A 26,396-nucleotide genomic window follows, 5' to 3' on the forward strand; every position below is an offset into this window, starting at 1 on the left:
TTTTGCGCTCAAAATAAGCGCCGCTTCTTCCGCCTTCCGGCGGGAGGGGCGGCGCTTTCGTTCGTCCTGCGCGCGTCACAGAGGCAAAGCGACTTCGCCCGCGCACGCGACTTGCTCGACGTCGGCCTCGGCGGCGATGAGCCGAAGCAGCGCGCGGTTTTGCGCCCGGCTCGCCACGAGCTGCAGCGCGACGGCGTCGTCCCGCACGTCGAGCACCTCGCACGGGAACGACTCCGACCATTTCCGCAGCCGCTGCGCCCGTTCCTCCCCCGGCGCGAGACGGACGCGGACCAGCATATACTGCCGGGATACTGCCGGCCGGTCGAGCACGCGGACCTCGTATACGTCCACCAGCTTCTCCAGCTGCCGCACGATTTGGTCCACCCCGCGGCCCTCGTCCGGCGTCACGATCGTCATGCGCGCGCAGCCCGGCTGCTCGCATTCGCCCACCGCGATGCTATCGATATTGAAGCCGCGCCGGCCGAACAAGCCTGCGACGCGCTGCAGGACGCCGGGGTGGTCGGCGACGAGCAGCGACAGCGTCTTCCGATTTTTCATATCCCGCCGCCTCCCCCCAAAATCATTTCGTGCAGCGCGCGGCCCTGCGGCACCATCGGATACACCATCTCGTCGCGGTCGACGACGAAGTCGACGAGCGCCGGCCCCGGCGTCTCCAAGGCGTCCCGCCAGACGCGCTCCGCCTCCTCCTTCGTCTCCGCCCGGAAGCCGCGCACGCCGTACGCTTCCGCCAGCTTGACGAAATCCGGGCTCCCCGACAAATCGATGTGGCTGTACCGCTCGTCGTAAATGAGCTTCTGCCACTGCCGGATCATGCCGAGCGTCCGGTTGTTGATGACGGCGATTTTGACCGGCAGCCGATGGATCGCGCAGACGGCGAGCTCTTGGGCGCACATCTGCATTCCCCCGTCCCCGTTAACGGAGACGACGACGCGGTCCGGGTTGCCGATCTGCGCGCCGATCGCGGCCGGGAAGCCGAACCCCATCGCGCCGAGTCCGCCCGACGTCAGCAGCGATCGCGGCCGCCGAAACCGGTAAAATTGCGCCGTCCACATCTGGTGCTGGCCGACGTCGGTCGTCACGATCGCCTCCCCGTTCGTCGTCCGGTCGATCAGCTCGATGACGTACTGCGGCTTCAGCCCGTCCCCGCTCCGGTCGTAGGCGAGCGGGAAGCGCGCCTTGCGCGAGGCGAGCTCCCGCACCCACGCGCCGCCGTCCGAACGGGGCTCCGTATGGCGGGCGAGCCACGCGAGCGCGCCGCGGGCGTCGCCTTCGACCGCGATCGCCGTCGGCACCAGCTTGCCGATTTCGGCCGGATCGATGTCGATATGGGCGACGGCCGCCTTCGGGGCGAACGCGTCGAGTTTCATCGTCACCCGGTCGTCGAACCGCGCCCCGACGGCGATCAGCAGATCGCACTCCTGCAGCGCCGTATTCGCCGCCACCGTGCCGTGCATGCCGGCCATGCCGAGCCACAGCGGGTGGTCCGCCGGGAAAGCGCCGAGCCCGAGCAGCGTCGCCGCGACGGGACACTGCGTCCGCTCGGCGAAGGCGGCGAGCTCCGCCGACGCGTCCGCGTGGATGACGCCCGCGCCCGCGAGCAGCGCCGGCCGCCGCGCCGTCCGCAGCCGCGCCGCCAAGCGCGCCGCCGCCTCTGCGTCGAAGCCGCTCGGCGCGCGATAGCCCGGAACGTCGACGCGATCCGGCAGCGCGAACTCGGCCTCGGCGGCCGACACATCCTTCGGGATGTCCACCAGCACGGGCCCCTTCCGGCCCGTCCCCGCGATATGGAACGCCTCCCGCAGCACTCTAGCGAGATCCTCCGCCCTTCGAACGTAATAACTGTGTTTCGTGATGGACTGCGTGATGCCGACGATATCGGCTTCCTGGAACGCGTCCGTCCCGGTAAACTCCGTGGCGACGTTGCCGGTAATGACGACGAGCGGAACCGAATCCGCGTACGCGGCCGCGATGCCCGTCACGAGGTTCGTGGCGCCGGGCCCCGACGTCGCGAGGCAGACTCCGGTTTTCCCCGTCGACCGGGCGTAGCCGTCCGCGGCGTGGATCGCGCCTTGCTCGTGACGCGTCAGCACGTGCCGAAACTCCGGATTGCCGTGCATGGCGTCGTACATATACAGCACCGCGCCGCCGGGATATCCGAAGACGGCGTCCACTCCTTCGGCCAGCAGCGTGCGGAGCAAAATTTCCGAGCCGCTGCATCGAATCGGCGCCGGCGGCGCCGAAGCGTTGCTCTCGATCATTGCGCATTCCTCCTCCATGTCGAACGACATCAACGTACCATGGAGGGCTGTGCAAGAAACTACTCTTTCGGTTACCCCGGTAGTATACTTATAGATAAAATTTTCGGGAAAAGGCTGCCGAGGTGACGAAGGTGTACGAACGACAAACAGAACGGATCGGGGATCGAATTGAAGCGCTGAGCGAGCGGCTGTTCGTCGGGCGCGGGGTCGAGCTCGCGGTGTTCTCCGCTTTCTTGGAGAGGGGGGCGCCCCGCCCCGAGCGCATCGTGAACGTATGCGGCGGCAGCGGCATAGGGAAAAGCTTCCTGCTCGACCGGTTTCGCAGGCTGGCGGCCGCCGCCGGACGGCCCGCGCTGACCGTCGATCTCCGGGAGGCCGGCCGCAGCGCGGAAGCCGCGGCGCGCCTCATCCTGGAGCGCTGCGGCGCCGCGGACGCGCCCGAGGGCGCGGACGCCGCCGGGCGATGCGCGGACGCGGTCAACGCCTTGGCGGCGCCGGACGGGCTCGTCTTGTTCCTCGATCCGTGCGACGACCTCGGCGGCATCGACCAATGGCTGCGGGAACGGTGGTTCCCGCAGCTCCGCGCGGACGTCTTGATCGTCATGGCGAGCCGGCGGCCGCTCCAAGGCCCTTGGGCGATCGATCCCGCGTGGCGGGCCTTGATCGTCCACCTTGAGCTGGGGCGCCTCTCGTACGACGACGTCCGCGAGTACGGCCGCCGCATCGGCGCGGCGGACGAGGCCGAGCTCGACGGCCTATGGGTCCGCTCGATGGGCCACCCGCTGGCGCTCGCGCTGATCGCCGCCGGAGCCGGCGGCCCGGCCGCCCGCCGGCTCGAGCTGCCCGAGCAATGGGACGCGCTCGTGCGCCATTGGACGGAGGAAGCGTCCGACCCGGAGCTCGCCGAGCTGCTGTCGGCCGCCGCCGTCGCCCGCCGCTTCGACCAGGAAGGGCTCGCCGCGCTGCGCGGCGCCGACGTACCGGACGCGCTGTTCGACCGGCTCGTGCAGCTGTCGTGCTTCCGGCGGACCGATCACGGGTGGGGCATGCACGACATGATCCGCGACGCGCTGCGCCGCAGCTTCCGCGCGCGCAAGCCGGACGCGTTCGAGAGGTGCCGCGCCCGCTGGATCGCCCACACGGTCGAACGGCTGGAGCGCAAACGGCGCGAAGGCCGGCCCGTCGCGCACGAAACCGCGGAGCTGCTCCAGTACGTCGGCAGCCCGGTGCTGCGGGCGCATTACCGGCATGCCGGCTTCTCGTCCGCTTATGTGGAGGACGCGACGCCGGCGACGGCCGCGGAGGCCGAAGCGTACATTCGGCGGCGGCGCGACACCGCGAAACCGGTCCGCATCCGCTGCGCCGATCCGGAAACCGGGACGCTGTACCGGTATAACCTTACGGCGGAGGAGAGCGCCATGCGCCTCCGCGGCGTGGAGCCGAGGCTCCTGCTCGCGCAGGACCCGAGAGCGCTGCGCCTCGTGCGCGACGAGAGCGGCGCCGTCGCCGGGCTGATCGCGGCCGTGCCGATCCACCGCGGGACCGTGCCTTATCTTCGGGAAGCGCCGATCAGCCGCGCCTATTTCGCCGCGCTTCCGCCGGAGCGTCTGCGCCTCCACTGCGCCGACCCCGATGCGCCGATCGGGTGGTACTTGCTGTCGGTCGACATGGACGACCCCGAGCGCGAGGACCGCCGCTCCGACATCGTGCATATCATGCTCGATTACGTCCTCGCCGGCGGCATCGTCGTCTCTTCGCCGCCCCCGCTGCCGCATTACGAGCAGTCGCACCGCAGCCTCGGCTTCGAGCCGGTCGCGGGCGCGGAGCACGAAGATTACGGCGGCGGCGCGCCGGCGATCACGTATGCGATCGACACCCGAGGGGAGAAGCTGGCGGAATGGCTTCGGCGCATGGTCGGCCCCGTCTCCCCGCCGGAGAACCCCGTCGCGGCGCCGTCGTTCGCGCTCACCCCGAAGGAGCGGGAGGTCGCGAAGCATTTGGCCGGCGGGGCGACCAATCAACAAATCGCCTCGCTGATGTTCATCAGCGAGGCGGCGGTCAAAAAACATATTCAGTCCATGCTCGGAAAAGCGGGCGTTCAGAACCGCACGCAGCTGGCGACGCGGCTCGCGGAATTCCTTTAGCCCGTTCGGCCGTCCGCGCGGAGGAGCGCCCCCCGCAGCGCGGCGCCGACGGCGAGGCCGAGCCCGGCGAACAGCATCGGCATCCATACCGGTCCGAGCAGCACGCCGAAGATGCGCAAGCTCGACGAATAGATGAGCCCGACGGTGCCGACGAACGCGCAGAGCACGAACGGCAGCGTGTCGTGGCGGCCTTGACCGCCGCCGGCGTCCCGGAACGCGTCCCAAATCCCGAACATGTAAACGCAAGGATAAAACATCAGCCACTGGTAATCTACTTCGCGAATCGCTCTTTCGATATCGCCTTGGAAACTCGCAATGATGGCCAGGTTCAAATTCGCCCCCGCATTGATCACGATCTCCAAAGCGATCAGCACTACGGCTTTGAGATATTTGCCGTTCAGAAACTGTCCGAAGCCGGGCAAAGCGATGCTCCACAGCAGCTTCTCATAGGGAGGGCTAATCTTATTCATTGCGGTCCTTCCTTACATCGTCGCCAAGCGCACGGGGCCTGCGGTACGTTGAGGGGTATGGGAGGCCGCGCGATGGAAAGAGCGGCCGGTAGAAGATATCGTTTGTAAATATCTGTTTCCTTATGCGCCCCTCATTCCAAATATGATCCGTTGCTGCTACGGTACTGTTTCGGCGACACGCCGAACGCCTTTTTGAATACGCGGTAAAAATACGTATAACTCGGAAAGCCCGACGTTTCCGCGATGACCTCGAGCGGCGTCTGCGTGTACAGCATCCGCTCCCTCGCCACTTTAAGCCGCACCTCCTGCGCGTATTGAATGATGCTTTTCCCGAAAAACTGTTTGTACAAATGAACCGCACGGGAAACGCTTACATTGCAGTGGCGCGCCAAATCCTTCAGCTGGAACAGCGTCGTCGCCCGCTCTTCGATATAATGCTTCATTCGGTACGCGAGGAACGCGTTGCCCTGCATCGGCCGCTGCTCGGAGCACAACCGATCCACCGTGAGGCATATGACCCGCATCATATAATCGAGCAGCGCCGGCGACTCGGGGCCGCCTCTCCGATGCTCCGCGATCAACTGCCGGCACAGCGGCACGAAGCCTTCGTCGAGCGGAATGCGCATCATCGTCGGGCGCCGCTTCTCCGCCCACCACGCGTCGACCCACGGCCCGCGGAAAAATATGAAATAATCGCCGCTCGCCACCGCTTTCTCCCCGCCCCGTTCTTCCTCTTGGATCAGCAGCTCGTAAGGCGTGTTCGGCGAAATCATGAGCAGATCGCCCGGATCGACCGGCGTCATTTTCCCGTCGATCCGGGTTCTGCACCGCCCTTCGGTTTGAAGGCGAAACAGATAATGCGTCTGAATGCCTTCCTTCGCCACGGTATGGAACGGTTTCGTATGATAAGAAAACGACGCCATCAACACTTCAACGTCCTGCATAGGGAACCTCCGTCGTACGGCCTTTTCCCTATTGTACCTCAGACGACAGCCAGATTGTTCATCTTTTCTCGCGATTGCCCGCAACATCCGCCGATAGAAGTTACAAGCTTTCCTGCGCGAACGGCACGCTTGCGGTGCGAACGCCGCCGCCGTCCTGCAAATACGCCTCAACCGCCGCTCTCGGCACGTACAGCCGCTCGTTCTTCAGCTCGAAGACGAACGCGATGCTTGACGCGCGCCCGTCGGCGCCGATCGCCCGTCCCGACTTCGTCCGGACGTTCCACTCCACCGTCGTGCCGCCGATGACGACTCTCGCCGTCTCCGCTTCGGCGTCCCAAGCGACGGCGGCTCCCGCTTCCCCGGCCCACGTCCGCAAGGGCACCCACGTGTCGTCCGGTCCCGCCCTCGAAGCGCCGGCTTCGACGAGCGCCAGCAGCCGCTCGTGCTCCTTCGCGTCCACGTTCCGGCTCCACTTCGGCTTGCCGACCCGGAACGCGATCGGCTTCACGTCCTCGGAGAGCGCCGCGAACCGGTAGCCTTTGTCCTTGAAATAACGAATGATGTCCGGCAGCGCCTTCACGCTCTCCTCGTGCCCCGCCCCGTCGTGCAGCAGCACGTTCATTTCGTGCGTTAGCTTCGCCCGCTTCACGTTCGCGACGATTTCGGCCGCCGGCACGCCTTTGCGCCTCGAATCGCCGGAGTCGACGTTCCAGTCGTGCACCGAATAGCCGGCCTTCTCCAAATAGTAGAAGTAGAAGGCGTCGAAATTCGACGCGGTGCCGCCGGGCGCCCGCAGCAGCGTCACCGGCTCCCCCGCGATGCGCTCCAAGATGTCGTCGGTCCGCTGCACCTGCTCCCAGAACGACGCGAAGCTGCCGTACAAGTTTTTATATGTATGATCGTACGTGTGATTCCCGAGGGCGTGACCCTCCCGGACGATGCGGCGCACCGTCTCTTCCTGCTGTTCGGCCAGCGAGCCGAGCACGAAGAAGGTGGCGGGAACCTCGTATTCTTTCAAAATATCGAGCACTTTCGGCGTCCACTTCGAGGGGCCGTCGTCGAACGTCAAATAGACGGTCGGCTGTTCCGGCGCGGCGTATTGCCGTTTCTCCCCGAGGTCTCCCCCGGTGCGATCCCCCGCGGCCAGCCGGGCGTACACCTCCCGCGGATCGGCCGCCTTCTCTTCTATCGGTTCCGAAGGGGCCGCTTGCGGCGGAACCGACGACTCGGCTGCCGCCGGCGGTTCCGCGCGCATCGGCGCGGCCGCGGGCGTCGGCGTCTCTTCCGGCGGCTGCGCGGCGCGAGCCTGCGGCGGCTCTTCCGCCGCGACCGCCTTCTCGACCGATACCGCGGCCGCCCCCGCCTTCTCCGACTCGACCGCCGCAGGCGCGATCGCCACATTCGAAGCCGCCAGCACGTCCGCCTCTTTGGCGGTCTGCGGCCACGTGAGCAGCAGCACCGCCGTCGTCGTCACCATCGCCAACCGTTTGCCCCAAGAACCTATCATGACGGAAACCCTCCCGAATCATTTCAACGATTTGGTAGAGTATATGTCCGCATGATAGGGTTTAGACTACGAATCTCGCATCAGCGCAGCGGCAGCCATTTCAACACGTCCTGAATTTTCGCGTCCCAATATTCCCAGTTGTGCTCGCCCGGCCCTTCCTCGTACGTGAAGTCCAACCCGGTCCGGCGGCAGGCGTCGCGGAACGTCACGTTCTCGCCGTACAAGAAATCTTCGGTCCCGCAGCATTGATACAGCTTCGGCTTCGGTCCCTCCGACCGGTCGACCTGCTGGAGCAGCCGGAGCAGATCGTCGCCCGACCCCGTCAATTCCCGCCCGCCGTACACGAGCTCGAACGTCGGCTTGATCCATTCCGACGCGCCGCGCACCATCGAAGCGATGTCGAGCGCCCCCGACAGGCTGGCCGCCGCCGCGATCCGGCCGGGATGCGTGAGCGCCCATTTCATCGCGCCGTAGCCGCCCATCGACAGCCCGGCCGCGAAATTGTCCTCGCGCTCCGCGGACAGCGGGAAGAACGAGCGCGCCAGCGCCGGCAGCTCCTCGCTGAGGAACGTCCAATACTTGCCGCCGTACGCCATATCCGAATAAAAGCTGCGGTGCACGTTCGGCATGACGATCGCAAGACCCAGCGAAGCGGCGTACCGCTCGATCGACGTGCGGCGCGTCCAAATCGTGTCGTCGTCCGACAGCCCATGGAGCAAATAAAGGGTCGGATACCGGTCTCTGTCGCTGCCGGCGCCGCTCATGCCGATCTGCGTGTACGTTCGCTGCGGCAGGATGACCGTCATCGAGGTGCTGAGCTGCAGCGCGTCCGAGAAGAAATTGCATCGCAATAAAGCCATAGGAATCGCCCTTTCGATTGCGAGGAATGGTTGCGCTTCCATTTTATCACGGGGAAAGGCTCAGGAGGAAACGCCTCCCGAACGCGCGGACGCAGCCGCGCCGCTCGCCGCCGCCTCCCGGTTCCACCGCGCGTGCGCGTAGTACAGCGCCGCGGCTCCCGCCGCCGCGGCGACCGCGACCCAAGCGACGGGCGGCAGCCCGCCGGCGTCGTACAGGCTGCCCATCGCATACGGGCCGACGACCCGCCCCGCGGCGCCGACGCCGCCGGTCACGCCCAAGTAGAACGGCGCATGCCCCCCGCCCCGCTCGGATAGGAACGACGGCACGGCCGGCGCGATCAGCATCTCCCCGAACGTCGCGAGAATCATTGCAAGCACCATGCCGGGGTAGTTCGGCAGGACGAGAAAACAAACGAAGCCCGCCGCATACAAAAGCGCGCTCGCCGTCATTTGTCCGTTATAGGAAGTAACGAGCGCGCGGCGGAGCCAGCCGACGAGCGGCTGTCCGACGAAAATGAGCACGCCGTTCAGCGTCCACAGCATGCCGTAAGCCGACTTCGCCATCCCCTCCGAGATGAGGAACGGCGATACGCCGGCGTTCCAAACGGAATTGCCCGCGTTGAGCAGGAGGCCTGCCAGCGCCATCAGCAGATAAATTCGCGTGTGCGCGAGCAGCGCGCGAACGCCGACCTCCTTCGCCCCGCCGCCCTTCCGCGGCATCGCGGCGGCAAGCGCGGACGCGTCGATCTTCCGGAGATACAGCCAGAAGAACAGCGCGAACGCGGCCGAAGTGACGCCGTTGCCGTAAAAGCTGAGCGAATACGAAATTTCAGCCAGAAATCCGCTGAGCGCCGTGCCGACCGCGACGCCGATGTTGCTTGCGACGTAGACGACGTTGAACATCTCCGCCCGGCGCTCCGGGAACCGGAAGCCGATGAACGATTGAATGGCGGGCGACGCCATCGCGTTGCACCATCCCGTGAACGCCAGCAGCGCGATGAACGCGGTCCAGTCCCGGCTGAACATCGGCAGCAGCAGCAAGCCCGCCGCATGCAGAGCGAGCGAACCGACGACGAGACGGCGAACGCCGAGGCGGTGATAAAGCGCGCCGCCGGCGAGCTGCCCGCCGATGCCGCCGATCGACTGCACGAGCAGCGCCAGCCCCGCGTCCGCCATGCTGCGTCCGAGCTCGTCGAAGACGAACATCGAGATAAGCGGCCACATGAGCGCGCTCCCCGTCGCGTTCACCAAGCTCGCCGTCAAAAACACTTTCATTTCTCTCGTCAAATTGCCGCCGATCGCCGCATTCATCATTGCGCCCGCATGCTCCATTCCGTAGATAACCACTGGTCAAATTATTACAAGTACAAGAAAGCATACCTCCCCCTTCGTTCCGGTGTCAATTCATGAACGTTCCCCGTCTTAGGCAGGCGGACCTGGCAAAGACGACTCGCTATATACATCAATGCCCGGCGCCGGCGGCGCCCTCGAGAACCGCGGCGACATCGGTCTCGTTCGTCACGGCGATGCGCCTGAGATACATCGGGTGGTCGCCGGGGCGAACGTAGCCGTCCTTCACGGTGAACGCCATCCGATAGCCCTCCTCCGCCAGCCGGTAGACGGCCCTGTAATTCGTTTCGCCGAACGGGTAAGCGAAATACGGCGTGTCGATGCCGGCTGCTTTCATGCGCCGTATATCCGGGGCGAGCCGGTCCGCGTCGGCCGCCGCGCTGATCACGAGGCCGCAATGCTGTTCGGTTTTGTAATGGAGATCGTAGGTGTGGCTGTGGAACTCGAAGACGTCGGCCGTCGACTCCATCTGCTCCCTCGACACGTAGCTACGCCCGAGCGGATCGAACGGCCCGTTCGTCTCCGGGACGTTGGCGCCTACGACGAACATCGAAGCTCGAAAACCGTATTTCTTCATGACGGGGTATGCGTAAGCGACGTTGTTTTCGTAGCCGTCATCGAACGTGAGGACGACGGTTTTGGCCGGCAGCGCCGCGAACCCGTGCACATAATCCTCGAGCTCCTGCAGCGACGCCGTGTAATAGCCGCGCTCGTGGAGGTATTTCATATCCTCCTCGAACGCTTCCGCATTCACGATCGACCGGTTGCGGGGCTCCTTGTTGTACCGGGACGGGGTAATGTAATGATACATGAGCACGGGGACGCTCGGGGCCGATATCCCGGCCTCGGCGGGCGGCGCGGTGCCGTTGCCCGCGAAGCCGGACGGAGGAAGCGGATGCGTCAGCGTGAACGCTTTCCGCTGCGCGATGTGCTGCGCCAAACAAGCTTTATAGCCTAATTCCGCCCTAGGGGCGGCCCAAGCGGCGGTCAACAGCGACAACGCCGCGGCGCAAACGATAACCGTCGTCTTTTTGAACATGTCCGTCACCAATCTCCCTCGCAAATGCATTCCGATACATAGACGAGTGGAGAGCGATTCTAGTTGCCATTAATAACTATGCCAGTAAAAATTTAATAATGCGATGCAATGCGCTTGCCGGCCCGTTCGCCGAGCTTTTGCAGCGGCACGCTGCAAATAATGAGCGCCGCCGCGGCGGCATCCGTCGGCGTAAGTCTCTCATTCAGCAGCAGCACGATAAATAATAGAGTGACGAACGGCGTAAAAAACGTAAAACTCGCGACCAACGAAGCGGACGAGTACTTCAGCGCCCGGAAATACAAAAAGAAGCCGAGCACGACGTTGCTCACGCTCAACCAGAGCACGCCGTACAGATCGCCGCTTCGCGGCACGACAAATCGGGAAGAGAGAAGCAGCGCCCCCGCCGACAGGACGAACGCGACCGCCGCGATCGCGAAAGTGCTGAGCATGAGATCCTGCCGATTTTTCTTGACGAGGTTCGTGAACAGCCCCCAACTGACCGCCGCCGCCACCGCGAAGGCGTCGCCCTCGATATCCGTGAAGGCGATGCTCCCGAGATTCCCCTCCGTCACGAGCAGCACGGTGCCCGCAGCCCCCATGAGAACCGACGCGGCCTTATATCGGTTCATTGTCTCTCCGTGAATCGGAATCGCTAACAGCACGATAAATATAGGGAATAAATAATTTAGCATAGAAGCTTCTACCGCCGGAATGCGCTCCAGCGATTTCAAATAGAAAAAATCATATAAGAACGTAAGCGCGCCGCAAGCAAGCAGCAGCGCCGCCTCCCGGGCTTTCCACGTCAAGGCGAGCCGCCAGTTCGCTCGGGACCGCAGGATCGCCCAGAAGATGACGACGCCGAAGCCGTACATATAAAACAATACTTGGTAGCTGTCCAAATTGCGCAGCAGCAGCTTGCTTACGGCCGCCAGCGACCCCCACATGAGCAGCAGAAGCGGCATCAACACGAACGGGCTGCGGGATAAGCTCGACGCCATCCAGCGTTTCCACATAGCAATCTATCATCCTTTGATCTCATCTATCGGTTCTGGGGCGCATTTCGGCGGAACGCGAACAAGGGGGCGCCCGGCCCCCTCCGTCCCGGCGGATCTTTACAGCTCCAGCCGGCGTTCCTCTTCGATTTCCCCTTGGAGCTGATCGATGTTGGCGCGGCGGCGCTCGTTTTTCTCGCGAATCGCCTCCGCTTGTGCCGGGGCCAGCTCCTCCCCGTGCTCCGCCAAGTACTCCTGCGCCTCGTTCATGTTTTCCTCGGTATTTTTTAACATTTTCTGCAATCTGTCTACATTTTCCGTGCGTCCATCGGGTCTCGCCACGGGTCACGTCTCCTTTTTCTGGAATGTTTACTTGAAAAAGAATCCCACGCGGCGCCTCGTTTTATGCAATAAGATTGCAGTTACCATCGAATATGAAAAATGTCCGTAAGCACCCAATAGACGCATGCCGCGTTCGCGATCAACAGCGCCGGAACGCCGAGCAGGAACGACCAATGCTTCGTTTTATGGCGGAAGGCGAACATGCCGGCCCAGACGCCGAGCGCGCCGCCGGCGGCCGCATACGCGAAGATGCGCCGCTCGGAGACGCGCCAGCGCTTGTTCCGGGATTGCGCCTTGTCGTGCTTCATCAAGAAAAAGCCGACGACGTTGACGATCCCGAGATACAGCAGGAAGTACTTCACTCCGGCAGATGCTCCCGGCAGAACGCCTCGATCGCCTCGAGCTCGTCCGCTTCCAATTCGTAATCAAGGTATTTCTCCGTCGACCTCTCGAGCAGCTCGTATTTCACGATGCCCGACCGGTCCTCTCCTACCCCGTACACGACGCGGGCGGCGAGCCCCCGATCGCTGTACAGCTCGTCGTCTTCGTCCACCTCGAGATCGAGGAAAAATTCGTACCGTTTGCCGGCGATGATGCCGAACGGATCTTTGACCTGCTCTGCGCTGTAGGCGCTAATTTCGACCATGGCATGCGCGTCCTTTCTGTCCATCGCTGTTCTCGATTCCACTCCGATTGTATCACATTCTCGGCCGAACGCGATGCCGTCCGGCGCGCCGCCCGACGAGCGTCCAAGCCGAATCAAACCGGGCGCGGCGAAGGCGCGGACGGGCGAACCTTTTCAAGACAGCCTCATATGTTGGGATTAGCAAGCGAGCGTCGACGAGAAGGAGAGGTTGACCATGGCGGGAAAAGGCCGAGCGGTGAAAAAGCGGACGATCGCGTACCACAACACGCTGCAGTGGTATATGAAAATCGTCACTTCCGACACTTGCGCCTCGTGCAAAAGCCAATGCGCGCGGGGCATCGAGTATTTGGAGCAAATGAGCAAGCCGGGCGCCGTCGGTCGAGGCGTGCCCTGCGTCTTGACCGCGTACCGGATTTCGCAGAAATGAATTCGGTTCGCCGCCGGCCGGCCGCCGATCCGCTGCGCGCCGGCCGGCGCTGCCCGGCCGAACCGGTTCAATGTCCGCCCCTTACGAGGCCCGGCTCCCTCTGCGGTCCTCGAGCCACAGCAGGACGCCCAGCGTCCCCCACGCGAGCGCGAGCGGGACGAGCTTCGGCGCGGTCAGCGCCTGCCAGCCGTACAAGCCCGCCGCGATCAGCAGCGCGCTGACGGGGCGGGGCGCGCAGCGGGCGAGGAAGAAGCTGAGCCCGAACAACGCCCAGCCGAGGCCGAAGCCGACGAACGTCAGCACGGCGCCGAGCACGAGCGACGGGGTGAATCGCCCGATCGCCTCCGGCGCCAATTCGGCGACGAGCGGCGTCGCGAACGCCTCGAACCAGACGTCGCCGTAGACGAGGCACGTGCCGAGCAGGGCGGCGGCGAAGGCGGCGAAGCCGAACCGGCCGAGCCGATCGGCGAAGCGGAAGTAGACGAGCACGAGCGTCAGGATCAGCAGGAAAAATCCGACGAGGTTCAAGCCGCTCACGACATGCTTCTCCGGGCTGAGCAGCCAGGCGGCCTGCCCCTCGACCGAGCCCCTCCGTTCGGTACATACCACCGCATCGCAACGTAGCCGTACGTTTGCGCAACGAGCAGCGTCATCGAGGCGATGCACATGAGCGGCGGGGTCCACCTTCTTAGCGATTCCATGCCGGAAGCCTCCCTTTCGTCACGATCCATAAGAATAGCCCTGCGTAAAACAAGATCAGCGCCGCCCCGGCGTCGCCCGTCACGTACGGCACGGCCTCGTGCGGCTCCCCAGTGAGCAGGTCGCCGTAATTCCATGCGACATTGTGAACCGTATGCGCGACGATCGGCGGCCACACGCTGCCCGTTCGGTAGCGGAGGTACGTCATGAACGCGCCGGCGAGCGTGACGGTGATCAGGAACAGCGGAACGTACGCGAGAGGGTTGACGTCCGAATGGTACAAGTCCGTCAGCAGCATGACCGGCAGATGGAACAACCCCCATACGAATCCGTTCGCGAGCAGCGCGGCCGGGAAAGCGAGTCCTTCCAAGTTCGACGCCAAATACCCTCTCCAGCCGGCCTCCTCGCCCAAGGTGACGGTCAACGCGCTGATCAGCATCGTCACGAAGAAGCCGATGAACAGCTCTAATTCTTTCCCTTCGTAGGCCGCCGGCAGCCCGAACGTCCCGAGCCCTGTCGCCCACACGACCGCGTAGCCTCCGGCGATCGGCGCGAGCGGAATGAGGAACGCCGGAGCGAGCGATTTCCAAGCCGGGCGGTGCAAGCCGAGCCGCTTCCAGCCGGAGGCGGCGAACGCCTGCCCCGTCAGCGCCATCGCGGCGACGGCGGACGCGAGCGGGACGAACATGAACAGGGCCGTGCTGCGCGGGATCGGAAGGACGAGCAGCAAAAACATAAAAATACATACGATGCCGAGATATAACAAAGCTTTTTGCACATTCGTAAGATGGTTCAGCACGAGAACAGCCTCCGTATCGGTCGAGTTGCCCTTATCATACCGCCTAGCGGTCACGGCGAATTAGTGCTGCAAGTCATACGAAAGTCACAACATGCGGACGCGGTGCAACCTTTGCCCCGCTCGTCTCGTCGGGAGGGGGCAAGGTAATCATAGAGAGAGATCGGGAGGCTGGGGAAATGAATTTGAAACGACGATTGGGTTATGCGATGCTGCTGGCGGCGCTGGCGGCTTCTTTGACGGCTTGCATGGGGACCGGCGGCGGAGCGGACGAGCAGGAACAGCCGCCGGCGGCTTCGGAGGAGGCCGGCGGCGCGGAGCGGCCGGCGGGAGATGACGCGGGGCAACCGACGGCCGAGGAGACGGAGCAGCCGTCCGAGGAGGCGGAGCAGCCGAAGGAAGCGCCGGCCGAGCAGCCGGCGGGCGAACCGGCGAACGCGGCCGACCTGCCGCAGACGGCAGAGCTCGAGATTTCCGTCGAAGGCGAGGCGGCGAACGTGCCCGCGTCGCTGACGACGAGCGAACAAGGCTATGCCTTCTATTTGATGGACGGTTTCGAATTCGCGATGGAGGAGCCGGGGAAAGACTTGATCTTCCATGCGGACTTCCCGGAATATTACGCCCGCGTCGAGATGCTCCCGGCGGACGTCGACGTCGAGTCGATCAAGACGTCCTCGACGGAACGGCTCAAGGCGGTCGGCGACGTCGTCGAGATGACCGGCGACGAAGTGCATTCGTCCGTGCGCGGCCGCGAGGCGTTCTTCCTGCACGCGAGCACGTCGGAGCTGTCGCAAAACATCGTGCTGCTGAAGGGTAACGGCACATACTTCTTGGTGACGCTGAACTTCCCGAACGGGGAAGCGGCGGAAGGCGTCACTCCCCGCTTCTATCCGATGCTCAACTCGCTCGTCGCCGTGCGATAACGGCCGGATCGACGAAACCCCCATGCCTCCCGGGACATCCCGGGGCATGGGGGTTTTGGTCGTTGCGCCGCGTTACAGCAGCTCTTCGGTTCGCGCCTTCCGCACCGCTTCGGCGCGGCCCGCCACGTCCAGCTTCGCGTAGAGGTTGGAGATGTAGTTTTTCACCGTGCCCATCGACAGAAACAGCTTCTCCGCGATCGCTTCGTTCGACAGCCCGTCGGCGAGACATTGCAAAATTTCCGTCTCCCGTTTGCTCAGCATATATTTCTCGCTCGGCGACTCGCCGCCGCTCGATTTTTGAATATGGCCGGCGAACAGCGCCTTGGCGATCTCCTGCGTAATGAGCGTTCCGCCGTGCGCGACGACGCGCACGCCCGCGACGAGGTCCTTCGTGTCGATCGCCTTGAGCAGGTATCCTTCGGCTCCCGCCTGCAGCGCCTCGATCACGAAGTCCATCTCCTGGAACGTCGTGAGGATAATGATTTTCGTCTGCGGGTTCGCCTTCTTGATCCGCTTCGTCGCCTCGATGCCGTCCATCACCGGCATATGAATGTCCATCAGCACGACGTCCGGACGCCGCTCCTCGCAGAGCGCGACCGCCTCCGCTCCGTTCTCCGCGGCGCCGACGACCGCAAGGTCGCTTTCGATGCCGAGCACGATTTGCAGGCTGGACCGGATCAGCTCTTGATCCTCGACGATCATCACTTTGATCGGATCCATGAAACTCAACCTCCCGTCGGAATTTCGCAGGCGACCGTCGTCCCGCGGCCCGCCTCCGAGACGATGCGGAGCGAACCGCGCAGCGATTCGATCCGCTCCTTCATGCCTTCGATGCCGAAGCCTTCCGCGATGCCGTCGGCGCCCGCGCCGTTGTCTTGGACCGTGAGCAGCAGCTTCCCGCCTTCCGCGGTCAACTTCACGCGCACCTCCGACGCCCCGCCGTGCTTCTTCGCGTTCGTGAGCGTCTCCTGCAGGCAGCGCAGCAGCGCCAGCTTCATGGGCTGCGTCGCCGCGAACGGCAGCTCGTCCGCCTCCACGACGACCGCCGTGCCCGTCCGCTCGGCGAATCCCTCCGCCGCCTGGCGCAGCAGCTCGACGAGCGGCAGCTTCAGCTCGTTCATCGCCATATCGTGCACCGTCCGGCGGAATCCGTCCAAATTCGCCCGATTGAACGCGATCAGCTCCTTCAGCCGATGCCGCGCCGCCTCCGGATCCCGGTCCATGAGCGTGTGCACCGCTTCCATCGCCACGATCGAGGCGGTGAGCGAATGCCCGACCGTATCGTGCAGCTCCCGGGACATCCGGTTGCGCTCCTCCAGCAGCGTGACCCGCTCGACCTGGCGAATATAATGCTCTAGTTCTCGATTTTTCTCTTCGATCGCAGCCAGCACCTCCGTCAGCTGATGCTTTTGGCGCAGGAAATGCCCGAAGGCGTGCCCTAGCGCGGCGAACAAGGCGAAATTGCTGGCGAGGCCGACCACGTAGCCGGGAGCATGCCCGAACGATGCCGCTATGCCGGGAACCATCGCGGCGAAGCCGACCAGCACGACGCCGTACAGCACCTTCTTCGACGCCAAATAACTCATGACGAACAGCGGGATCAAATAACAGCTTTGCGCGTTTTCGTGTACGACCATGCTCGCATACAGCGTGAAGCCGCCGCTCAGCGCCGCCTCCGCCGCGATGTAGCGCTTCGCGCGAATGTGCCGAGGCAAATAGAACAGCTGCGGGACGGCGAACGCGAGCAAGCCGACCGCCAGCAATCCGAAGCGGTGGCCGGCCGGCGCCAAGCCGTATACATGGATCAGGCTTAAAACGAACCCGACCGTCCGCACGGCGACGACGAACGAATCCGCCCATCCCCATGCCCGCTTCAAATGCAACTCCATCCGAACGCCGCCCTTCCGTTTTCCGCCGAATCTTTCCATCCAACATACCCCGGCTTGCTGGCGCATGTAAAGCCTTCTACAAGATCAACCCGTTGACGACGCCTTGCACGAACAGATGCACCGAGATATGCGATACGATGGCGTAGGACAGCCCCTTCTTCCAATACAAATAGCCGAAAAAGAGGCCGAGCGCGCCGTTCAGCAGCAGCGCCCGCGCGACGATGAGCGGCGTCAGGCCGCCGAACAGCGCCGCGGTCGCAGGCAGATGGCCCGCCGCGAACACGAACGTGGACACGATGATCGCCGTCCAGTACACCCAAGGGGCGCGCGCGCCCTTCGTCAGCTTCAAGAGCAGCCACGCAATCGCGGACATGAGGAACAGCCGCACGCCGACTTCCTCGAACACGCCTCCGTACGTCACCCCGGCGAGCAAACTTTTCCACCATGTGACCTCGACCGCTCCGATCTGCGGCAGGCGAGGCAAGAACACGTACGCGTCGAGCATCGCGGCAGCGCCTGCGCCGACCATCCCGCCGAGCACGGCCGCGGCGAGCCAAGGTCCGGATATCGGGGACGTCAGCCGCAGCCCGACCTTCTCTGCGAACCATTGCCCCGCGAGGCTGAGCAGGAACGACAGGACGGCAATCTGCAGGCCGGCCGCCAGCATCAACACAGGCACCGGCATCCCGGACAGCGCCGCCGCCGCGGCGGGGTTGTTTTGGACCGATTCCAATTGACTCGGTATGATGGCGGTGCCGGCGAGGAAGCCCGCGGCGGCGAAGCCGAGCGATATTGCAAGTTTCTTTTTCATGAGTAGAAAACCTCCGCAGCGATGGATAGGATAATCTGATCTTACCTTGCCCGAGTCACAAACGCTTAGTGCCGCGAGTCACAGGAAAGTCACGAAAACGGCGCAACCCCGAACGCCAATGCGCGCCCGGGGTTCCGTTTATTGCGGCGTCGCCGCGGTTCCTTGCCTCGAAACCCGATTCGGCAGTTCGGTTCCGTCCCGACCTCCGCCGCAGCCCCTCCCCTCCTAGGGGTTCCCGTTGATCATTGCCGTGCGCAATTTGTTATCCCATTGCACATCGGCGCCGAGCGCTTCGCTGACGAAGCGGAGCGGCACGTAGGTGCGGCCGCGCAGCACGGTCGCGGGCACGCTCAGCGCGACCTCGCGTCCGCCGACGTACGCTTTCTTCGAGCCGATGGTCAGCTTGATCGTCAGGCTGCCCTTCGTCGCGGTGACGGCTTGCGCGGCCCCGTCCCAAGCGGTCTGCGCCCCGAGCGAGCCGAACAGCCCTTTCAGCGGAACGAGCACCGCGCCGTTGCTGACGATCGCCGGCTGATCGTAATACTGCAACGTTCCGTTCACGCTCACTTTGGCGGTCTCGTACTGCTGTACCGGCGCGCCGAACGCATACATCACCGCCTCGAACCGTTTCGTGTCGGATCGGTGCAGCGTATTGCCCATCATGTACATGACCCCGGAAGGCGCGATGACCGGCCTCGAAATCGGGAAGAAACCGGTCCCCCAGTCTTTGCGGCCGCCGCGATTGTCGAACAGAACATGTTCGGCGTTCGTTCGGGACCATTTCTTCTTCCCGTCCGGCGTGTAGGCGAACAAGTAATTGTTCGAGGTCCACTGGATCTTTTCGCCGATCGTCGTCTCCGTCATCGAATCCGCCGCGAAGTACAGCGTGCCGTCGGCGCCGATCGTCGGCGACGTGACGCCGGCGTGGCCGTCGAGCGCGCCGTAATCGAACAGCTTCGCCTCCCATTTGCGCTTGCCGTCGGGCGTAATCGCGACGAGCCGGTCCGACGCGCCGAAGTACATCGTCCCGTCGTTGCCGACGGAGAACGGCTGGATCGTATATCCCCGGGCGTCGGCGGCTTGGACGTCCGCGATTTGCAGCTCCCACCGCTTCTGGCCGTCGGGTCCGATCGCGAACAGCACCGTAATTTCCCGAGGGTATGTATCTTTCTTTTTGGCATAGATGTAAATGTTCCCGTCATGCCCGAGCGACGTGCCGCTGTAATAATCGTACGCGTCGTCCATCCATGTCCACTTTATGCCGCCGGCGGCGTCGAACGCCATAAGGCCTTGGTTTTGATCGATTGCGTACAGCGTGTTGTCCTTGCCCAGCACGATCGACCACGGTTCGAGCCCCCAGCTTTCGAACGTCCATTTCGCTTCCCCCGTCTTCGTGCGGGCGGCCACGACATCGTCGTGGTACGTATAGACCATGCCGTCGTGGCTGATCGCGGCCGCCCAGCCCTCCGCCGCGAATTTGCGGACGAGCTTGCCCTTCGTCGAGAGGACGTACACCGTTTCGGCGTTCACATACAAATTGCCGTCCGGACCGAGCTCCATCGTGGCGATGCCTTCGCCTTCCGTCTCGTACGACCACAGCAGCTTCCCGCCCGGCGATATGGCGTATACGCGGATCGGATGCCCCATATCCCGCTGCCCCGTCGCATAGACGGTGCCGTCCGGACCGACGGTGCCGAAGAAGAGCACCTTGTCCCCCGTGCTGAACGTCCAGCGCTTCGTCAGCGATTCGCTCGCTTGATAGAGCGATTGCCCGCTGTGCTGCGACGTCAGGACGGCGTCCGGGTGCATACTATCGATCGGCGCGTACAGCGCCGATTTCGCCATGCCGGGCGTCGGCGCCGCGGCCTGCAGCAGCGCGCCGGCCAGTACGGCCGCAGCGCTGAATTTGCTTAGAGTCTTCTTCATGATGCGTCTCTCCCTTTCCTAGCTGTAGGACTCTATTTTTAAAAAACAGGGATCATTGTACCAAAAACGGGATCGGAAACCTAGACGGCTCTTTAGAAAAGCTGAGTTCTGTAGTACAATAGGTCAAATATTGTTTAATATTGTAAATCATCCCCGGAGGTTCCTTCCTTTGAAAAGCATCCAAGCTCGCATTCTACTCTTCTTCTCGCTGCTGATTTTCATTGTAAGCGTCGTTCTCAGCTATGCGTTGTACCAATCCTCCACTTCGCTCCTGATGCATTCGATCGGCCATCAAGCGAAGGCCATCGCCGAACGCGCCGCCGCCGGCATCGATCCGGTCCGTTACGAGGCGTTGACCGCCGATTCCGACTACTACAAAGAGCTGCGCCTGCAATTGAACGACATGAAAGAAGCGAACGGACTCAAATATTTGTACACCATGGGCGTACGGGACAACGGCGGCGCGCCGGAATACTTCTACGTCGTGGACGGCGCGCCGCTGGACGCGTCGGGCGACGACGTGTCCGCGTTCGGGGACGTCGAAACCGAGACGTTCCACTCCTTGGGCGACGTCTTCGCGACGGGAATCGCGAGCACGGGCGAATTGACTTATACCGAGCTGTACGGGGCTACGCTGACCGCTTACGTTCCGATTACGTCCCCGGACGGCCGCGTCGTCGGCGTCGTCGGCGCCGACTTCGACGCAACGAACATATACCATTTGATGAGGCAAAACTTGCGGACCGTCCTGCTCGTCATCGGCATCGTCCTCGCCGTCTCATTGGCGGCCGCGTGGCTGTTCACCCGCTTTCTCCTCGGCCCATTGCGCCGTCTGACCGGAGCGATCCGCCATATGCAGAGCGGCGATTTGACGGTTCGCGTCGATACGCGGGGCAAGGACGAAATCGGCATGCTGTCCCGAGCGTTCCAGCAGATGGTCGACGAGCTGTCGACGATGATCCGCGGCATGCGCGACAACGCCGCGGCGCTGGGCGAGGCGTCGCACAGCCTTACGAGCGACGCTTCGGCGTCGGAGGCGTCCGGCCAGCGCGTCGCCGCCGGTCTGCGCGAAGTCGCGGCGGGCGCCGAGACGCAGGTGCAGCGCGCCGCGGAGACGGCGACCGCGATGGAGGAAGTGAACGCCGGCATTCAGCGGATCGCCGAAGCCAGCCTCGCCGCCAGCGAAGCGTCGTGGAACTCGACCGCCTCGGCGCGCCGCGGGAAGGAACGGGCCGATCAGGCGCTGCGGCAAATGCATGCGATCTCGGAGACGACGCAGGCGCTCGCCGCCGACATCGAGACGCTGGAGCGGCGCTCGGCGGAAATTCGGCACATCGCGGCCATGATCAGCGGCATCGCCTCCCAGACGAACTTGCTCGCGCTCAACGCGGCGATCGAGGCGGCGCGCGCCGGCGAGCACGGGCGCGGCTTCGCGGTCGTCGCCGAGCAGGTGCGCAAGCTTGCGGCGCAGACGGAGGAATCGGCGCAGCTCGTCGGCGCGCGCATCGGCGAAACGACCGCCGACATGAGCCGCGTCGCCGCGTCCATTCGCGCCGGCGCGTCCGAAGCCGAGGCGGGCATGGACGCAGTGCGCGAGACGGACGCGGCGTTCGCCGACATCTTGGCGGAGGTCGAGCGTATCGCCGATCAAATCCAGGAGATCTCCGCGATCTCGCAGCAGGCCGCCGCTGGAGCCGAGGAGGTCGGCGCGTCCGTCGACGAAATGGCGGGCATATCGCGGGAGGCGGCGTCCCACTTCCGTACGATCTCCGCCTCCTCCGAAGCGCAGCTGAGCGCGACCGAGCGGACGGCTCGCGCCGCCGCGGCGCTGCAGGAGATGGCTGAGGCGCTCGCCGACGGCATCCGGAAGTTCAAGGTGTAAAAAATCGCTGCCCGATTTTCGGCGGCATCCCCAACGGCAAGCGGCTATAATGAGAGCAACGAATCCGTATAGGGGGTTGCGCGCGATGATCGCCGCCGAACGCGAACGCAGGCATGCGGAATTTTATAAAGCGCTAGTGGAGAAAAATTCGGACTACGAGGGCGTGTTTTACGTGGGGGTGAAGACGACCGGCGTGTTTTGCCGCCCGACGTGCCCGGCGCGCAAGCCGAAGCCGGACAACTGCGAGTTTTTCGAAACCGCGCAGCAGGCGCTGCTGGCCTCGTACCGTCCGTGCCGCCGATGCAGGCCGCTTTCGCCCCCGAACGGCGTCTCGGACGTCGTCCGCGCGCTCGTCGAAGCCGTCGAGGCGAATCCGGAGAAGCGTTGGAGAACGTCGGATTTCAAGGCGCTGTCGGTGGACGAGTCGACGGCGCGGCGCCAGTTCAAGAAGCGGTTCGGCATGACGTTCGTGGAGTACGCGCGGGCGCGCCGGATGGGCATTGCGCTGAAGGGTATCCGAGCGGGGCAACGCGTCATCGACGCCCAGCTGTCGACCGGCTACGAATCCGGCAGCGGGTTTCGCGACGCGTTCTCCAAAATCATGGGCGCGGCGCCCGCGCTGCTCGGCAAGGACGGCACCGTCTTGAAGGCGTCCTGGATCGACACGCCGCTCGGCCCGATGCTGGCCGTCGCCGACGAGCAGGCGCTCGTCTTGCTCGAGTTCGTCGACCGACGCGGGCTGGAGCGCGAGGTGGAACGGCTGCGCCTGCGGACGAAGTCGGCGGTCGTCCCCGGCGACGCGGCGCCGATCCGGTCGATCGAACGGGAGCTGGCGCAATATTTCGAGGGCAGCCTGACCGAATTCCGGACGCCGCTGCGCCCGATCGGTACGCCGTTCCAGCAGTCCGTCTGGGAGCAGCTCCTGCGCATTCCGCCGGGGGAAACCCGCTCTTATCTCGAGATCGCCGCGGCGATCGGGAAGCCATCCGCCTGCCGCGCCGTCGCCCAAGCGAACGGCGCGAATCAGCTCGCGATCGTCATCCCGTGCCACCGCGTCATCAACGCAAGCGGCGAGCTCGGCGGCTACGGCGGAGGCGTCGCCCGCAAAGAATGGCTGCTGCGCCACGAACGGCGCGGCGCGCCGTAAGCGCGGCGCCTGCGCCGATCACGCGCGCGAGAAGTTCGCGAATTGGTGGATGCCGAAGTCTCGCAAAGAGGATTGCAATATCGCGTTCCGCAGCGGGTGCAAATCGGGCGTAAACCGAACTTCGACGCCCAGCTCCATCAGCCGCTCCAACAGCCGGTCGAGCGGCTCGACCGCCAGCGGCGCGACGGTCTCCGTAGATATGTAATATCCTGCATACTCGTCGAACAGCCGGAACGTCTCCGCGGGGAGATGGTACCGGTAGATGACAGCGCTCCGAATGCGGCCGAACCATGCCGTTTCCACCGTAACGACGATGTTCGCCCCGCTCGTACCGAAGAACGTCTGCGCATCGCGTTCGTCGATGTCGTCCGTACGAGTATACACAATGCGGGGGCAAGCCCTCGGGAAATAAAACGTGAACGCATGCGCTTCGTCGATCGCCCACACGACCGGCGGCATGTTCTTCCGATTTTCTTTCTGCCTCGGGACGAACGCCGCGATCGAGCTTTCCTCGCTGAAATGGTACAACTTCACAACGGTGCCCCCTTCCGCGGCATCTGCCCGATGTTTGCGCTAGTATTCGTGGATTGTCTCCTCGGATACTCGCACGTTGTTGGGTAGTTTATCTAAATCATTGATCTTTGCTTTTGTCAGCTCCAACAGCTGAAGATTAGGAAGTTCGGAGATCGGCGAGACAGTGTCGATTTCGGTATCCCGAATGTCCAAATGTTTCAGATGGGTCAAGTTTGAAAGTACACTAATGTCTTTTACATTTGTACTCCGAATCTCCAGCCGTTCCAGTTGATCGAATTTCTTGATTACGTTGATGTCGCTTACAGGGTTATACGAGATCCGTAAACCTTTCAACCCTGTGATGTCTTGAATCCCATTCAGATTCTCGAGTTGATTATGCATAACAGTGAGATACGAAAGATGTTTGAGACCGCTTAAAAAATCGAGTGTCGTAATGTCGCCATCGTATAAATTGAGGTTTTTCAGTTTCAGACGATGAAAATCAGGAAGTTGACTAGCTGTAATCCCACGAATTTCGAGATATGCAAGATTAGGCAACGAATAAAGGAAGTCATAGTTCTCAGTATGTACATAATGCAGTTCGATGCTTTGAAGATGAGTCAGCTTTTTTACACCGGTAAGATCAACGATGTCGTGATTTCCTTGGAGATGTAAATGTTCAATATTTGTAAGATCTTCTTCCTTGATCTCGGAGCCTGGTTCGAGACGGAGCGCCTCTCGAATTCCTTCTTGTAATACCGGTGGAAATTCGATTCCTGCAACATTCGAAGATTCCGAAGGAACTTCTGACGAAGCTGGACTAACGGAAGAAGATGAACAGCCGGATACGATTGTCCCTGATAGGGTCAAAAGTGCTGCAATCGTAATGAATGTTTTGCACCGCAACAAGAGGATGCCCCCCTTATACACTTTTCACCAGATCTTCTGTTTCGCGAATCAGAGCGCGTAACATGTTTAAAGCCTTCTCCAATTCGGTTCGATCTTCCGTGACCAAGGTCATTATGTTATTCACTCTAGAGGAGTATTCGCTTGGAACCATCTTCAATGTATCAATGATGGCGGAAGCTCCTTTTTCGTTCATCCAGTAAGTCTCGTTAAGTGCAAACAGAACCTGATTCAAGCAAGAAACTGACCTAAACCAGCATCCAGCAATATAAGATAAATCCTTTTTATAGATACCTTTTCTTCCATTCTCAAGGGAGAAATTTGCCTCCCAAAGAAATTTTTGAATGATTGCCTTTTGCAAAATCGGCGGGTACGGATTCGTCCTCGTCTTCATTTCTGCAAGCACGCCTGACGGGTCCCACAACACCTTGCACAACGCCACTTCCGCAAAATATATGGAATTCATAAATCCATGAGGATGCCCCGGCTGGTAATCGATCGTAATATCCCCCGTCATGCATTGATCCATTACTTTAGACACTTTATCAAGATCGCGGTACAAAAAATCGACCGGGATTTGATTCATTTTCAGCCAACCGCCTCCATTGATCCATGATCCCCAGCCGCCGATTTCTGTTAGTATGTTATCTCTATTATCGTCATCCAACACAGAAGCTTCCCGTTGAAGCTGGGCAATGTCTAAACCGCTCTTGCCGCTATAATATATTCCAATATCAATATCGGAGTTGGGATTTTGAGTTCCCCTAGCTCGTGAACCGCCTAGTGCCAGAGCATGCACACCATCGACTTCCTTTAGCCGATTCATAATTTTAGAAATCACACTTTGCACATCCATACTTCTCACCCCGTGTCGAATAACGATCCTGCCGTTAGTACATGAAGCCGCCGATCGTACTTCCGGAAGCTACAATAAAAAGAGCCGCTCGGAATCATTCAGGAATGGTTCTGACCGGCTTTATTGTTGAACTGTCGTCCCTCCTAGTTGAGACCTTTCCGATTAATCCCTAGGGTAATCTACTTTCATAATATCCATGAACGGTACCTTCGTAGTTTCTTCATCCCGTTGGATGTGCACTTTTCCGGTACGCGAATCCATCGTAGTAATCAAACCGCGCACTTGTTCTTCCCAGCCCCAAACCGTAAGCACGATTTCGGAATTTTCTTGTTTCGCTTCGCTGAGCTGATTCCCGATCTCCTCTAATACGAATTCGTCCCGAGTAGGTCTCTTTGATACTTTCGCCTTTGCCACGTAGAACCCCCTTATTGAAGAAAAAAACCTTCAGTTCAAAACCTGAACATAAGTAATTCTACAAAGTTATTGCACTCTCCTGCCCGTTAGTCGAGCGGCCGCGCCGAACGTTTTACTCCTCATCATCCAAACAAATCACTTGAATAAACTTATTAAGCGGGATTACAATTACACTCCCTTGCGGAGTGCCGAAATTAAGATCTGTCAGAATTTCAATAAAACCCTTTCCAACACGCAAAATCTTACCTTCCAAATTCGTCTCGGATGTCTCGACGGAGAAGCCGATCGGCAGTTTAACAAGCACTCTTGAATTTGTCGGTTTATCGCTTGCTAATTTTTCAAAAAGCAATGCAATCGGTTGATCGAATCTTTGAACGAATACGTCTTGACCATTGGCGCCTGTAGCTACGCCTACCCTAATGGAAGTGTTCGTCACTTCTAATACAGTAATGGCAGCGGCATTCTCGAACGGAAACGAAGTTGAGAAAATATTCAGGAGCTCCGACCCCGCCTGTATACGTTGTCTGATTCTTGTACCGATCGATATGTTTTGCGGCGGCACGCCTAAGCACTCTTCCGATACTCTTTGTGAAATGGACATCCAGGTCTCCTGCCCTTCGTTAATGATCCTGAA

General features: G+C 62.0%; 29 protein-coding genes. 5 read left to right on the forward strand and 24 right to left on the reverse strand.

The window, feature by feature from the left end:
* Nucleotides 1–75 precede the first annotated feature (75 nt).
* A complete protein-coding gene (ilvN, locus tag VE009_RS26365; RefSeq protein WP_325012972.1) occupies nt 76–558 on the reverse strand; it encodes an acetolactate synthase small subunit in 483 nt (160 codons plus the stop codon).
* On the reverse strand, nt 555–2,279 hold the full coding sequence (gene ilvB, locus VE009_RS26370; protein ID WP_325012974.1) for a biosynthetic-type acetolactate synthase large subunit: 1,725 nt from the start codon (nt 2,277–2,279) through the stop codon (nt 555–557). The genes ilvN and ilvB overlap by 4 nt, the downstream gene beginning before the upstream one ends.
* A 131-nt stretch (nt 2,280–2,410) precedes the next feature.
* On the opposite strand from ilvB, the gene VE009_RS26375 reads away from it, so the two are divergent.
* On the forward strand, nt 2,411–4,423 hold the full coding sequence (locus VE009_RS26375) for a LuxR family transcriptional regulator (RefSeq protein ID WP_325012976.1): 2,013 nt from the start codon (nt 2,411–2,413) through the stop codon (nt 4,421–4,423).
* On the opposite strand, the gene VE009_RS26380 is transcribed toward VE009_RS26375, so the two are convergent.
* The 10 genes from VE009_RS26380 to VE009_RS26425 form a co-directional block, all read right to left on the reverse strand.
* Nucleotides 4,420–4,893, reverse strand: coding sequence for a hypothetical protein (locus tag VE009_RS26380; RefSeq protein ID WP_325012978.1), 474 nt, complete (start codon nt 4,891–4,893; stop codon nt 4,420–4,422). The genes VE009_RS26375 and VE009_RS26380 overlap by 4 nt on opposite strands.
* A gap of 131 nt (nt 4,894–5,024) precedes the next feature.
* Nucleotides 5,025–5,243: a helix-turn-helix domain-containing protein gene (locus VE009_RS27320; protein ID WP_414694936.1), complete on the reverse strand. Its 219-nt coding sequence runs from the start codon at nt 5,241–5,243 to the stop codon at nt 5,025–5,027.
* A gap of 694 nt (nt 5,244–5,937) precedes the next feature.
* The gene (locus tag VE009_RS26390; protein ID WP_325012983.1) at nt 5,938–7,344 is read right to left on the reverse strand and encodes a polysaccharide deacetylase; all 1,407 of its coding nucleotides are present in this window, start codon (nt 7,342–7,344) and stop codon (nt 5,938–5,940) included.
* A gap of 80 nt (nt 7,345–7,424) precedes the next feature.
* Nucleotides 7,425–8,204 carry an alpha/beta hydrolase family protein gene (locus VE009_RS26395; protein WP_325012985.1) on the reverse strand — a complete coding sequence of 260 codons (780 nt, stop codon included), beginning with the start codon at nt 8,202–8,204 and terminating at the stop codon, nt 7,425–7,427.
* A gap of 60 nt (nt 8,205–8,264) precedes the next feature.
* Complete coding sequence (locus VE009_RS26400) at nt 8,265–9,518, reverse strand: MFS transporter (RefSeq protein ID WP_325012987.1); 1,254 nt, start codon at nt 9,516–9,518, stop codon at nt 8,265–8,267.
* A gap of 148 nt (nt 9,519–9,666) precedes the next feature.
* Nucleotides 9,667–10,593, reverse strand: coding sequence for a polysaccharide deacetylase family protein (locus VE009_RS26405; protein WP_325012989.1), 927 nt, complete (start codon nt 10,591–10,593; stop codon nt 9,667–9,669).
* A 92-nt stretch (nt 10,594–10,685) separates the two neighbouring features.
* Nucleotides 10,686–11,606, reverse strand: a complete 921-nt coding sequence (locus tag VE009_RS26410; RefSeq protein ID WP_325012992.1) for a DMT family transporter — start codon at nt 11,604–11,606, stop codon at nt 10,686–10,688.
* A 99-nt stretch (nt 11,607–11,705) separates the two neighbouring features.
* Complete coding sequence (locus VE009_RS26415) at nt 11,706–11,927, reverse strand: small acid-soluble spore protein Tlp (protein ID WP_325012994.1); 222 nt, start codon at nt 11,925–11,927, stop codon at nt 11,706–11,708.
* A gap of 80 nt (nt 11,928–12,007) precedes the next feature.
* A complete protein-coding gene (locus tag VE009_RS26420; protein ID WP_325012996.1) occupies nt 12,008–12,289 on the reverse strand; it encodes a DUF1294 domain-containing protein in 282 nt (93 codons plus the stop codon).
* On the reverse strand, nt 12,286–12,573 hold the full coding sequence (locus VE009_RS26425) for a DUF6509 family protein (RefSeq protein ID WP_325012998.1): 288 nt from the start codon (nt 12,571–12,573) through the stop codon (nt 12,286–12,288). The genes VE009_RS26420 and VE009_RS26425 overlap by 4 nt, the downstream gene beginning before the upstream one ends.
* Nucleotides 12,574–12,787: 214 nt before the next feature.
* Between VE009_RS26425 and VE009_RS26430 the strand changes: the two genes are divergently transcribed.
* The gene (locus VE009_RS26430; RefSeq protein WP_325013000.1) at nt 12,788–13,000 is read left to right on the forward strand and encodes a hypothetical protein; all 213 of its coding nucleotides are present in this window, start codon (nt 12,788–12,790) and stop codon (nt 12,998–13,000) included.
* Nucleotides 13,001–13,081: 81 nt separating this feature from the next.
* Here VE009_RS26430 and VE009_RS26435 read toward each other — a convergent pair whose 3' ends face one another.
* From VE009_RS26435 to VE009_RS26445, 3 genes are read right to left on the reverse strand one after another with little or no spacing between them, the layout of a single operon-like run.
* Nucleotides 13,082–13,537, reverse strand: a complete 456-nt coding sequence (locus VE009_RS26435) for a hypothetical protein (RefSeq protein ID WP_325013002.1) — start codon at nt 13,535–13,537, stop codon at nt 13,082–13,084.
* Complete coding sequence (locus tag VE009_RS26440; RefSeq protein WP_325013004.1) at nt 13,534–13,701, reverse strand: hypothetical protein; 168 nt, start codon at nt 13,699–13,701, stop codon at nt 13,534–13,536. Before VE009_RS26440 ends, VE009_RS26435 begins: the two co-directional genes overlap by 4 nt.
* Nucleotides 13,689–14,498, reverse strand: coding sequence for a CPBP family intramembrane glutamic endopeptidase (locus VE009_RS26445; RefSeq protein WP_325013006.1), 810 nt, complete (start codon nt 14,496–14,498; stop codon nt 13,689–13,691). The genes VE009_RS26440 and VE009_RS26445 overlap by 13 nt, the downstream gene beginning before the upstream one ends.
* A gap of 176 nt (nt 14,499–14,674) precedes the next feature.
* Between VE009_RS26445 and VE009_RS26450 the strand changes: the two genes are divergently transcribed.
* Entirely contained in the window at nt 14,675–15,418 is a 744-nt protein-coding gene (locus tag VE009_RS26450) for a hypothetical protein (RefSeq protein ID WP_325013008.1), read from the forward strand.
* 72 nt (nt 15,419–15,490) lie between these two features.
* Here VE009_RS26450 and VE009_RS26455 read toward each other — a convergent pair whose 3' ends face one another.
* The 4 genes from VE009_RS26455 to VE009_RS26470 all read right to left on the reverse strand — a co-directional run bounded on the left by VE009_RS26455 (nt 15,491) and on the right by VE009_RS26470 (nt 20,044).
* Nucleotides 15,491–16,138 (reverse strand): response regulator transcription factor, encoded by a 648-nt coding sequence (locus VE009_RS26455; RefSeq protein WP_325013010.1) that lies wholly within the window; start codon nt 16,136–16,138, stop codon nt 15,491–15,493.
* Nucleotides 16,139–16,143: 5 nt separating this feature from the next.
* Entirely contained in the window at nt 16,144–17,346 is a 1,203-nt protein-coding gene (locus tag VE009_RS26460) for a sensor histidine kinase (protein WP_325013012.1), read from the reverse strand.
* 37 nt (nt 17,347–17,383) lie between these two features.
* A complete protein-coding gene (locus tag VE009_RS26465) occupies nt 17,384–18,118 on the reverse strand; it encodes a type II CAAX prenyl endopeptidase Rce1 family protein (protein ID WP_325013014.1) in 735 nt (244 codons plus the stop codon).
* Nucleotides 18,119–18,343: 225 nt separating this feature from the next.
* Nucleotides 18,344–20,044 carry a stalk domain-containing protein gene (locus VE009_RS26470; RefSeq protein WP_325013017.1) on the reverse strand — a complete coding sequence of 567 codons (1,701 nt, stop codon included), beginning with the start codon at nt 20,042–20,044 and terminating at the stop codon, nt 18,344–18,346.
* Nucleotides 20,045–20,213: 169 nt separating this feature from the next.
* Between VE009_RS26470 and VE009_RS26475 the strand changes: the two genes are divergently transcribed.
* Together VE009_RS26475 and VE009_RS26480 are read left to right on the forward strand one after the other, a co-directional pair.
* Entirely contained in the window at nt 20,214–21,926 is a 1,713-nt protein-coding gene (locus tag VE009_RS26475; protein ID WP_325013019.1) for a methyl-accepting chemotaxis protein, read from the forward strand.
* An 85-nt stretch (nt 21,927–22,011) separates the two neighbouring features.
* Nucleotides 22,012–23,073, forward strand: a complete 1,062-nt coding sequence (locus VE009_RS26480) for a trifunctional transcriptional activator/DNA repair protein Ada/methylated-DNA--[protein]-cysteine S-methyltransferase (RefSeq protein WP_325013021.1) — start codon at nt 22,012–22,014, stop codon at nt 23,071–23,073.
* Nucleotides 23,074–23,091: 18 nt separating this feature from the next.
* On the opposite strand, the gene VE009_RS26485 is transcribed toward VE009_RS26480, so the two are convergent.
* The 5 genes from VE009_RS26485 to VE009_RS26505 all read right to left on the reverse strand — a co-directional run bounded on the left by VE009_RS26485 (nt 23,092) and on the right by VE009_RS26505 (nt 26,363).
* Complete coding sequence (locus tag VE009_RS26485; protein ID WP_325013023.1) at nt 23,092–23,607, reverse strand: DUF6886 family protein; 516 nt, start codon at nt 23,605–23,607, stop codon at nt 23,092–23,094.
* A gap of 39 nt (nt 23,608–23,646) precedes the next feature.
* Complete coding sequence (locus VE009_RS26490) at nt 23,647–24,495, reverse strand: hypothetical protein (RefSeq protein WP_325013025.1); 849 nt, start codon at nt 24,493–24,495, stop codon at nt 23,647–23,649.
* A gap of 13 nt (nt 24,496–24,508) precedes the next feature.
* The gene (locus tag VE009_RS26495; RefSeq protein WP_325013026.1) at nt 24,509–25,348 is read right to left on the reverse strand and encodes a nucleotidyltransferase domain-containing protein; all 840 of its coding nucleotides are present in this window, start codon (nt 25,346–25,348) and stop codon (nt 24,509–24,511) included.
* A gap of 162 nt (nt 25,349–25,510) precedes the next feature.
* On the reverse strand, nt 25,511–25,762 hold the full coding sequence (locus VE009_RS26500) for a YolD-like family protein (RefSeq protein ID WP_325013028.1): 252 nt from the start codon (nt 25,760–25,762) through the stop codon (nt 25,511–25,513).
* Nucleotides 25,763–25,874: 112 nt separating this feature from the next.
* On the reverse strand, nt 25,875–26,363 hold the full coding sequence (locus tag VE009_RS26505; protein WP_325013030.1) for a hypothetical protein: 489 nt from the start codon (nt 26,361–26,363) through the stop codon (nt 25,875–25,877).
* Nucleotides 26,364–26,396 lie beyond the last annotated feature (33 nt).

The organism is Paenibacillus sp., assembly GCF_035645195.1.
In the GTDB taxonomy this organism is placed as follows: domain Bacteria; phylum Bacillota; class Bacilli; order Paenibacillales; family YIM-B00363; genus Paenibacillus_AE.

Coding starts and splice junctions, on each gene's coding strand:
- VE009_RS26465 (WP_325013014.1), bottom strand. CDS start 18,118: ATGAAAAAGAAACTTGCAATATCGCTCGGCTTCGCCGCCGCGGGCTTC.
- VE009_RS26480 (WP_325013021.1), top strand. CDS start 22,012: ATGATCGCCGCCGAACGCGAACGCAGGCATGCGGAATTTTATAAAGCG.
- VE009_RS26395 (WP_325012985.1), bottom strand. CDS start 8,204: ATGGCTTTATTGCGATGCAATTTCTTCTCGGACGCGCTGCAGCTCAGC.
- VE009_RS26390 (WP_325012983.1), bottom strand. CDS start 7,344: ATGATAGGTTCTTGGGGCAAACGGTTGGCGATGGTGACGACGACGGCG.
- VE009_RS26380 (WP_325012978.1), bottom strand. CDS start 4,893: ATGAATAAGATTAGCCCTCCCTATGAGAAGCTGCTGTGGAGCATCGCT.
- VE009_RS26505 (WP_325013030.1), bottom strand. CDS start 26,363: ATGTCCATTTCACAAAGAGTATCGGAAGAGTGCTTAGGCGTGCCGCCG.
- VE009_RS26460 (WP_325013012.1), bottom strand. CDS start 17,346: ATGGAAAGATTCGGCGGAAAACGGAAGGGCGGCGTTCGGATGGAGTTG.
- VE009_RS26430 (WP_325013000.1), top strand. CDS start 12,788: ATGGCGGGAAAAGGCCGAGCGGTGAAAAAGCGGACGATCGCGTACCAC.
- ilvN (WP_325012972.1), bottom strand. CDS start 558: ATGAAAAATCGGAAGACGCTGTCGCTGCTCGTCGCCGACCACCCCGGC.
- VE009_RS26425 (WP_325012998.1), bottom strand. CDS start 12,573: ATGGTCGAAATTAGCGCCTACAGCGCAGAGCAGGTCAAAGATCCGTTC.
- ilvB (WP_325012974.1), bottom strand. CDS start 2,279: ATGATCGAGAGCAACGCTTCGGCGCCGCCGGCGCCGATTCGATGCAGC.
- VE009_RS26405 (WP_325012989.1), bottom strand. CDS start 10,593: ATGTTCAAAAAGACGACGGTTATCGTTTGCGCCGCGGCGTTGTCGCTG.
- VE009_RS26450 (WP_325013008.1), top strand. CDS start 14,675: ATGAATTTGAAACGACGATTGGGTTATGCGATGCTGCTGGCGGCGCTG.
- VE009_RS26470 (WP_325013017.1), bottom strand. CDS start 20,044: ATGAAGAAGACTCTAAGCAAATTCAGCGCTGCGGCCGTACTGGCCGGC.
- VE009_RS26440 (WP_325013004.1), bottom strand. CDS start 13,701: ATGGAATCGCTAAGAAGGTGGACCCCGCCGCTCATGTGCATCGCCTCG.
- VE009_RS26400 (WP_325012987.1), bottom strand. CDS start 9,518: ATGATGAATGCGGCGATCGGCGGCAATTTGACGAGAGAAATGAAAGTG.
- VE009_RS26455 (WP_325013010.1), bottom strand. CDS start 16,138: ATGGATCCGATCAAAGTGATGATCGTCGAGGATCAAGAGCTGATCCGG.
- VE009_RS26410 (WP_325012992.1), bottom strand. CDS start 11,606: ATGTGGAAACGCTGGATGGCGTCGAGCTTATCCCGCAGCCCGTTCGTG.
- VE009_RS26495 (WP_325013026.1), bottom strand. CDS start 25,348: ATGGATGTGCAAAGTGTGATTTCTAAAATTATGAATCGGCTAAAGGAA.